Source organism: Sphingobium sp. YR768, from assembly GCF_900111125.1.
Classification (GTDB): domain Bacteria; phylum Pseudomonadota; class Alphaproteobacteria; order Sphingomonadales; family Sphingomonadaceae; genus Sphingobium.
The window spans coordinates 42,429-48,581 of the sequence record NZ_FOGE01000031.1 but is presented as its reverse complement, the minus strand read 5'-3'; the positions used below and the strand labels follow the sequence as shown (position 1 = coordinate 48,581).

Annotated in this window: 9 protein-coding genes and 1 tRNA gene; 5 read left to right on the top strand and 5 right to left on the bottom strand. The window is 60.1% G+C overall.

Translation table 11 applies throughout. The annotated features are described in order from the left end of the window. Positions 1-87: 87 nt before the first annotated feature. The 3 genes from BMX92_RS27045 to BMX92_RS22460 are packed head-to-tail and all read left to right on the top strand — an operon-like array spanning position 88 to position 1,641. Entirely contained in the window at positions 88-384 is a 297-nt protein-coding gene (locus tag BMX92_RS27045; protein ID WP_143066846.1) for a hypothetical protein, read from the top strand. Between the two features lies 1 nt (position 385). Further along, complete coding sequence (locus BMX92_RS27510; protein WP_177185208.1) at positions 386-559, top strand: hypothetical protein; 174 nt, start codon at positions 386-388, stop codon at positions 557-559. Positions 560-579: 20 nt separating this feature from the next. After that, complete coding sequence (locus BMX92_RS22460) at positions 580-1,641, top strand: tyrosine-type recombinase/integrase (protein WP_256213555.1); 1,062 nt, start codon at positions 580-582, stop codon at positions 1,639-1,641. A gap of 10 nt (positions 1,642-1,651) precedes the next feature. Here BMX92_RS22460 and BMX92_RS22455 read toward each other — a convergent pair. The 4 genes from BMX92_RS22455 to dapB all read right to left on the bottom strand — a co-directional run bounded on the left by BMX92_RS22455 (position 1,652) and on the right by dapB (position 3,711). Beyond that, positions 1,652-1,728: transfer RNA gene (locus BMX92_RS22455), tRNA-Arg, on the bottom strand. Between the two features lie 74 nt (positions 1,729-1,802). Next, positions 1,803-2,192, bottom strand: coding sequence for a hypothetical protein (locus tag BMX92_RS22450; protein ID WP_177185207.1), 390 nt, complete (start codon positions 2,190-2,192; stop codon positions 1,803-1,805). A gap of 101 nt (positions 2,193-2,293) precedes the next feature. Beyond that, positions 2,294-2,950 (bottom strand): endonuclease III, encoded by a 657-nt coding sequence (gene nth / locus BMX92_RS22445; protein ID WP_093020687.1) that lies wholly within the window; start codon positions 2,948-2,950, stop codon positions 2,294-2,296. Further along, entirely contained in the window at positions 2,947-3,711 is a 765-nt protein-coding gene (dapB, locus tag BMX92_RS22440; RefSeq protein WP_093020699.1) for a 4-hydroxy-tetrahydrodipicolinate reductase, read from the bottom strand. Before dapB ends, nth begins: the two co-directional genes overlap by 4 nt. Positions 3,712-3,967: 256 nt before the next feature. Between dapB and BMX92_RS22435 the strand changes: the two genes are divergently transcribed. Further along, the gene (locus tag BMX92_RS22435) at positions 3,968-4,297 is read left to right on the top strand and encodes a hypothetical protein (RefSeq protein ID WP_143066845.1); all 330 of its coding nucleotides are present in this window, start codon (positions 3,968-3,970) and stop codon (positions 4,295-4,297) included. 37 nt (positions 4,298-4,334) lie between these two features. Here BMX92_RS22435 and BMX92_RS22430 read toward each other — a convergent pair whose 3' ends face one another. Further along, positions 4,335-5,465 carry a 2OG-Fe(II) oxygenase family protein gene (locus tag BMX92_RS22430; protein WP_093020685.1) on the bottom strand — a complete coding sequence of 377 codons (1,131 nt, stop codon included), beginning with the start codon at positions 5,463-5,465 and terminating at the stop codon, positions 4,335-4,337. A gap of 138 nt (positions 5,466-5,603) precedes the next feature. Between BMX92_RS22430 and BMX92_RS22425 the strand changes: the two genes are divergently transcribed. Next, on the top strand, positions 5,604-6,146 hold the full coding sequence (locus BMX92_RS22425) for an RNA 2'-phosphotransferase (RefSeq protein ID WP_093020684.1): 543 nt from the start codon (positions 5,604-5,606) through the stop codon (positions 6,144-6,146). Positions 6,147-6,153 lie beyond the last annotated feature (7 nt).

Below are 6,153 nucleotides of genomic sequence, written 5' to 3'. Positions count from 1 at the left end.
CCATGGAAAGCACAGAGCATGGGCTGGCCGCCACCCCCGCGCTCGCCCTATGCGCCGCCGCATTGCGCGCAAGAGCGGAGGCTGGGGATGAGTGAAGTCCAGCCAACACCCCGCCACTTCCATAGCTGGGCCGAAGAGGATGGTGATGTGCTTTGGTATCGTCATCCGATCAGCGAGCCGCCTTATTTCGGTTCGCCGGTCTGTCTCGGCCGGACGATGCTGGTGGAGATCTACATCGGTCGCGAGCAGTTCGAATTTCCGGCGCAGCAGACTGGTGGTTGGCCGTTTGACGAGGATGATGAGCAGTATCTTTGGTGGATACCGGCCCCGAACGGCAACGCTGTACAAGCTGCGATCGACGCCGCTTTGAAAGGGGAGGGGTGAGATGGGCGTCCCAGCGCGCTTCAAGCAGTCGGACATCAAGCGAGCCGCCGCGGGGATGCGTGCTGCTGGCTTTGAGCAAATCCGTGTCGAGATAGACCCGAATGGAAAAATCGTGATCCTGACCGAGCAGACGATTCGGCGCAGGGATGGCGAGGGATGGGAAGACCTAGAGTGACGAAGGGGCTACCCCCATTTGTGACCGAGTTTCGTGACCGGCATGGCAAGGTTCGCTTGCGGTTCCGTCGCACAGGATTCCCGTCCAAATATATCAGCCACCCAGTCGGTAGCGATGATTTCTGGAAAGAATATCTCGCCCTCAAGAATGGCGAGAAGCTCACTGTTGGCGTCGATCGGCTCATGCCTGGCACCTTCAATGACCTGATCGCGCAATATTATCGCAGCACGACTTGGGCCAATATCCCGAAGGAAAGCACCCGGCGCGTCTATCGCGGCACCTATGAACGGTTCCGCTCAGAATATGGCGATCGACCAGTAGCCACGATGTCTGCGAAGAATATCGCCCGGCTCATGGAAAAGATGCACGAAACGCCAACAGCCGGCGCGATCTTGCTCAAGCGCCTGCGCCAGCTATTCGATTACGCTATTCTGATGGGCATGCGGAAAGATAACCCGGCCAAGGCCGTCAAGCCGCCCAAATCGAAAGGCACTGGCTTCCACACATGGGAAGAGGAAGAGATCGACGCTTTTGTTGCCCAGCATCCTGTTGGCTCTAAGGCGCACCTTGCCCTCTGCCTTCTGCTATACACCGCGCAACGTCGCTCAGACGTGGTGACGATGGGGCCGCAGCACGTCAAGAACGGCCGCATCCGTGTGAAGCAGATGAAGACCGGGAAAGAGCTTTTCATCCCAATCCACCCGCGCCTATCTTCGGCAATTGCCGCTTGCCCATCCGGCCAGCTTGCATATCTGGTTACTGAGTTCGGGAAGCCTTTCACCGCGAATGGGTTTGGTAACTGGTTCCGCAAGCGCTGCGATGAGGCCGGGCTGGAAAAGTGCGCTGCGCACGGGCTGCGCAAAGCCGCCTCTCGGCGCATGGCAGAGATCGGTATGTCGAACCAGTCGATCAAATCGATAACCGGCCACACGACCGATTCGGAGATATCGCGTTACACGCGCGATGCCGATCAAGTCTTGCTGGCTGACCAGACCATGGCGGCGATGATCCGGGCTGATTTGTCTAACCAAGAAACCGGGTTAGACAAACTTGCTTCGAAAACGCCAGAAAATAAGGGCTAAAAATGGCTTGTGGTGCACCCAAGTGGATTCGAACCACTGGCCTTTGCCTTCGGAGGGCAACGCTCTATCCAGCTGAGCTATGGGTGCATGACGCTGGTCAGGAAGCGCGGTTAGCAAAGTCCTTTGTCCCGCGCCAGCGTCAAATTGGCTTGCACCCAATCTTATTTTGCCGGTTTTTCCATCGGCTGGAATTTGCCAAGGCCGCAACTGGCACCCGGTTGCAGCCCGGGGCCGGCATTCCACAGCACGGTGATGATATCGACCGAGCAAAGCTGCGACATGCTGGTGCGATAGGAAAAGCGCTTTTCAAAGCCCAGGCTGGGGCAACTATTGGGCAGGCTGTTGCGATACACCTTCTTGCCATTCATCACGAAATCGATCGTGCTGTCGTCGCGGACATTGGTCGATTGGATGGAGCGGATCTGGATGCAGTCCACCGGCTTGCCCACGGCGACATAGGGATCGGCAGGTTTGTCCTTGGCGATGGCGGGGAAGGCAATGCAGGCCAGGCCAAGGCCCAGCGCAAAACGGACGGGACGACGAACGATCATGTCTCTCTCCTCATATCGTACCGAATCGACGGCACGCATCGGGGGCTTCCGTCTGTTCATAGCCCGGATCAGCTTAACCGCACGAAAACGGATCTGCGCGTTCAGGCGGCTTTGGATGCCGAGGGGGCTGGTGTCTTCGGCTTGAACCGGCACAGGTCGGGCACGATGCAGCGCCAGCATTCGGGTTTGCGCGCCTTGCACACATAGCGGCCATGCAGGATCAGCCAGTGATGCGCATCGCGGCGGAACGGGCCGGGGACGTGCTTCTCCAGCTTCTCCTCGACCGCCAGCACCGTCTTGCCCGGCGCCAGTCCGGTGCGGTTGCCGACGCGGAAGATATGGGTGTCGACCGCGAACGTCTCCTGCCCGAAGGCGGTGTTGACCACGACATTGGCGGTCTTGCGCCCGACGCCGGGCAGGGTGGTCAGCGTGTCGCGATCCTGCGGCACTTCCCCGCCGAAGTCGCGGACCAGTATCTCGGACAGGCCGATGACATTCTTCGCCTTCGTATTGAACAGGCCGATCGTCTTGATGTGCTGCTTCAACCCTTCTTCGCCCAGATCGACCATCTGCTGCGGCGTCGTCACCTCGCGGAACAGCGCGCGGGTCGCCTTGTTCACGCCGACGTCGGTGGCCTGCGCAGATAGCGTCACTGCCACCAGCAACTGGTAGGGGTTGCCATATTCCAACTCCGTCACCGGCGCTGGATTGGCCTCCGCCAGCCGACTGAAAAAGTCGAAGATCTGGGCCTTGTTCACAGGCCCAGCACGCCCTTCATGTCGTAACGCCCCGCCGGCTGTCCAGCCAGCCAGCGCGCGCCCTTCACCGCGCCGCGCGCGAAGATGACGCGGTTCTCCGCGCGATGACCGATCTCGATCCGCTCGCCTTCCGCCGCGAAGATCACCTGATGATCCCCCGGAACCGATCCGCCACGCAGGGCGGCAAAGCCGATCGCGCCCTTCGCCCGCGCGCCGGTAATGCCGTCGCGCCCGCGCTCGCTATGCTCGGCCAGCTTTATGCCACGTCCGCGCGCCGCCGCTTCGCCCAGCAGCAGGGCGGTGCCTGATGGCGCATCGACCTTGTGCCGGTGGTGCATTTCCACGATCTCAATGTCCCAATCATCGCCCAGACCCGCCGCGGCCTTCTCCACCAGCGCCGCGAGCAGGTTGACGCCCAGCGACGTGTTGCCCGTCTGAAGCACCGGGATCACCCGCGCCGCTTCGTCGATCAGCGCATGATGCACGGCTTCCAGTCCGGTGGTGCCGATCAGGATCGGCTTGCGCGCGGCAATGCAGGCATCCAGATGCGCCGCCAGCGCGCCGGGGACCGAAAAGTCGATCAGCACGTCGCTCGCTTCGGCCAGCGCCAGCGGATCGCTGCCGATCGCGATGCCGGGCGCGATTTCGCCGCCGTCCTTATGATCGGCGCCACCCGCAATCGGCAGGCCCGCTTCGGTCGCCACCTGGGCGATCGCCCGTCCCATGCGGCCCGCCGCGCCGAAAATGCCGATGCTTGTCATGTCCGTCCCGTCATCCTGCTGTGATGACCGGCCGATGCCAGAGCGCACGGCCTTTGTCATCCCTTGGCGCGCGGTCGTTCAAGTCGACCTTCGCAAAGATGTGTAATTTTTTACATCAATTCTAAAAGATAATATCAAGTAATTCCGTAAATTACGTGCCGGAATTATCAATTTTTTAACTATCTTTTACAAGGAACATAATGATTAGTTTGATTATTGGTGGTTTTCGGGGAGCGGTAAGTCAAAGGAGAGAAGTATGACTCATGTTAAAAAGACCGTAGCTATTTGCCTTGTGGCTTTTGGTCTTTCCTTGCCCGGCGCTGCGTTGGCGCAGGGACTTTTGGCGAACCTGCCGGTCAAGATCAGCGTCGGTAACGGCACGCAGCTCACCGGTTCGGACAGTTCGCTGATCGGCGTGGGCGTTCTGACCCCGGAACGCAACAAGACCCCCATCAGCCTGCGCCTGCTGGGCACGGACAAGGCGGCCGGCGTCTATGTGAAGAATGATCTGCTGGGCAAGGACCCGCTGTACATTCTGCTCCAGTCGCCGCTGGATGGTAAGGTCAACAGCCAGTTGCCGAAATGAAGGATCAGGGCGGCGAGCATCCCTCGCCGCCCTGCTTCTAGTGCTCGCGTGGCGCGCCGATCGATTGCAGCACGCTGTCGCGCAATTGCGGATCGCTCAGGTGCCGCGCATTATACAGCCGCAGCTTGGCCGCCGCCTCATCATAGAGGAAGGGCAGAACCGCGAACCGACGACCCTTCGTCACCGGCAGCGCTTCATGCAGCAGCGAACAGGAAAAGACGATCGCCCCGCCGGTCGTCGGCCGATAGGTGCGCGGGCCAAATTCAGGGAAGCGCAGGTCGCCGCCCTCATATTCCTCGGCATTCAGGCCGATCGAGACCGCGAAGCGGCGGTGCGCCGTGCCGAGCGTGCTATTGTCGGTGTGCGGCCGGAAATAGCCGCCCGTCCCGGCATCATAGCAACAGATGATATGCCGCTCGATCCGCGTGGCCGTGAACTGGAAGGCGCGCTGGACCTGCGGCACCAGCCGGCGGTGGATGCGCGCCTGCACCGCATCGCGCAACGCTTGGTCCTCGATCCCGCAATCGGTGCGCCGCTTATGGCGATGATCGACCTTCAGCACCGTGCCGCCGGTCACGGGATCGGTGTTCATATAGCCGCTTTCCTCCAGCCCCTGACTATCGGCATAGGCCATCAGATCGCGGCACAGCGCCGGTTCGAAGATATGGGGCACCGCCAGCACCGGCGCCCAGCCGTCGGTGACCTCGCTCGCGGGCGTCAATGTCTCCATCACGGCGCGGATCTGCGCATGATGGGTCGCCATGTCGGTGATGGGGATGGTTTGGATCACGCGCATGCCCGGATCGAGTATCCATGTCGTCAGGCTGATCGACGGCGATCCATCGGCGCCTTTTCCGGCGCATCCGAACAATTCCGCCATCTTCCGGTCCAGATCCAGGAAGATGCGCAACCCCGGATAACGCTCCTGAAACAGGGATGATTGCTGATCGCGCGGATCGTTGGTGACGATGAAGGCGCAGGCGAATTCATCGTCGAACGGCCCGATATCGTCCTGCATCTGCCGAAAGAAGGATGCGGCGCCGGGCGCGGCCGAACTCGCCAGAAAGGTGACGGCGATATAACGTCCGGCCGCACTGCCAAAGGCATAGCGCGGGTTCGAAAGGCTGCGAACATGAAAGGCGGGAACGGGATCACCGGGTGTCAACATCGAGGATAAGCTCCGAAATGTGCGACCCATTTTCAAGCCATGCTATTGCGCGTCATTCTTTCTTGGCTTGCCCATGGCGTCAAGCATTCGCTTTCGGGTGACTGTTATTCCAGATGGCTTGCGCTAAGCTGCTGAACCATGAGCGAATTGCAGAAAACATCGAAAACGCTTTCCTACTGGCTTCGGCATAGCCCCGAAGCGGCGAACCTGAAAATGGATGGGGAAGGGTGGGTAGCCACGAAAGCGGTTCTGGAGGCATTGAAGGCTGAAGGATTGCCTGACGCATTTGAACATTTGTCGATGGTTGTCATGGGCAGTGATAAGAAACGCTTTGAATTTTCGGCTGACCTGGAATGCATCAGGGCGCGGCAAGGGCATTCGGTAACAGTTGTAGCCGATTGGGAACCTGCTGATCCGCCACCGACGCTGTTTCATGGGACGGTGGATCGCTTTGTGGAATCGATTCTTGTTCAGGGACTTTTACCGCAGGCCCGGCATCATGTGCATTTGTCGCCAGACATAGAAACGGCTCGAAATGTCGGCATTCGTCGAGGCAAGCCAGTCATCCTGCAAGTGAACACCGGAAAACTTGTTGAAGATGGCGCTGCCTTCTTCCTGTCGGGCAATGGTGTATGGCTGACGGCCCATGTCCCGCCATCAGCGCTCCGGCGCATCGATTGAAAGCCGC

Excerpts from the sequence above, each read along its gene's own strand:
- BMX92_RS27045 (WP_143066846.1), top strand. The coding sequence starts at position 88 with ATGAGTGAAGTCCAGCCAACACCCCGCCACTTCCATAGCTGGGCCGAA.
- BMX92_RS27510 (WP_177185208.1), top strand. The coding sequence starts at position 386 with ATGGGCGTCCCAGCGCGCTTCAAGCAGTCGGACATCAAGCGAGCCGCC.
- BMX92_RS22450 (WP_177185207.1), bottom strand. The coding sequence starts at position 2,192 with ATGATCGTTCGTCGTCCCGTCCGTTTTGCGCTGGGCCTTGGCCTGGCC.
- dapB (WP_093020699.1), bottom strand. The coding sequence starts at position 3,711 with ATGACAAGCATCGGCATTTTCGGCGCGGCGGGCCGCATGGGACGGGCG.
- BMX92_RS22435 (WP_143066845.1), top strand. The coding sequence starts at position 3,968 with ATGACTCATGTTAAAAAGACCGTAGCTATTTGCCTTGTGGCTTTTGGT.
- BMX92_RS22430 (WP_093020685.1), bottom strand. The coding sequence starts at position 5,465 with ATGTTGACACCCGGTGATCCCGTTCCCGCCTTTCATGTTCGCAGCCTT.
- BMX92_RS22425 (WP_093020684.1), top strand. The coding sequence starts at position 5,604 with ATGAGCGAATTGCAGAAAACATCGAAAACGCTTTCCTACTGGCTTCGG.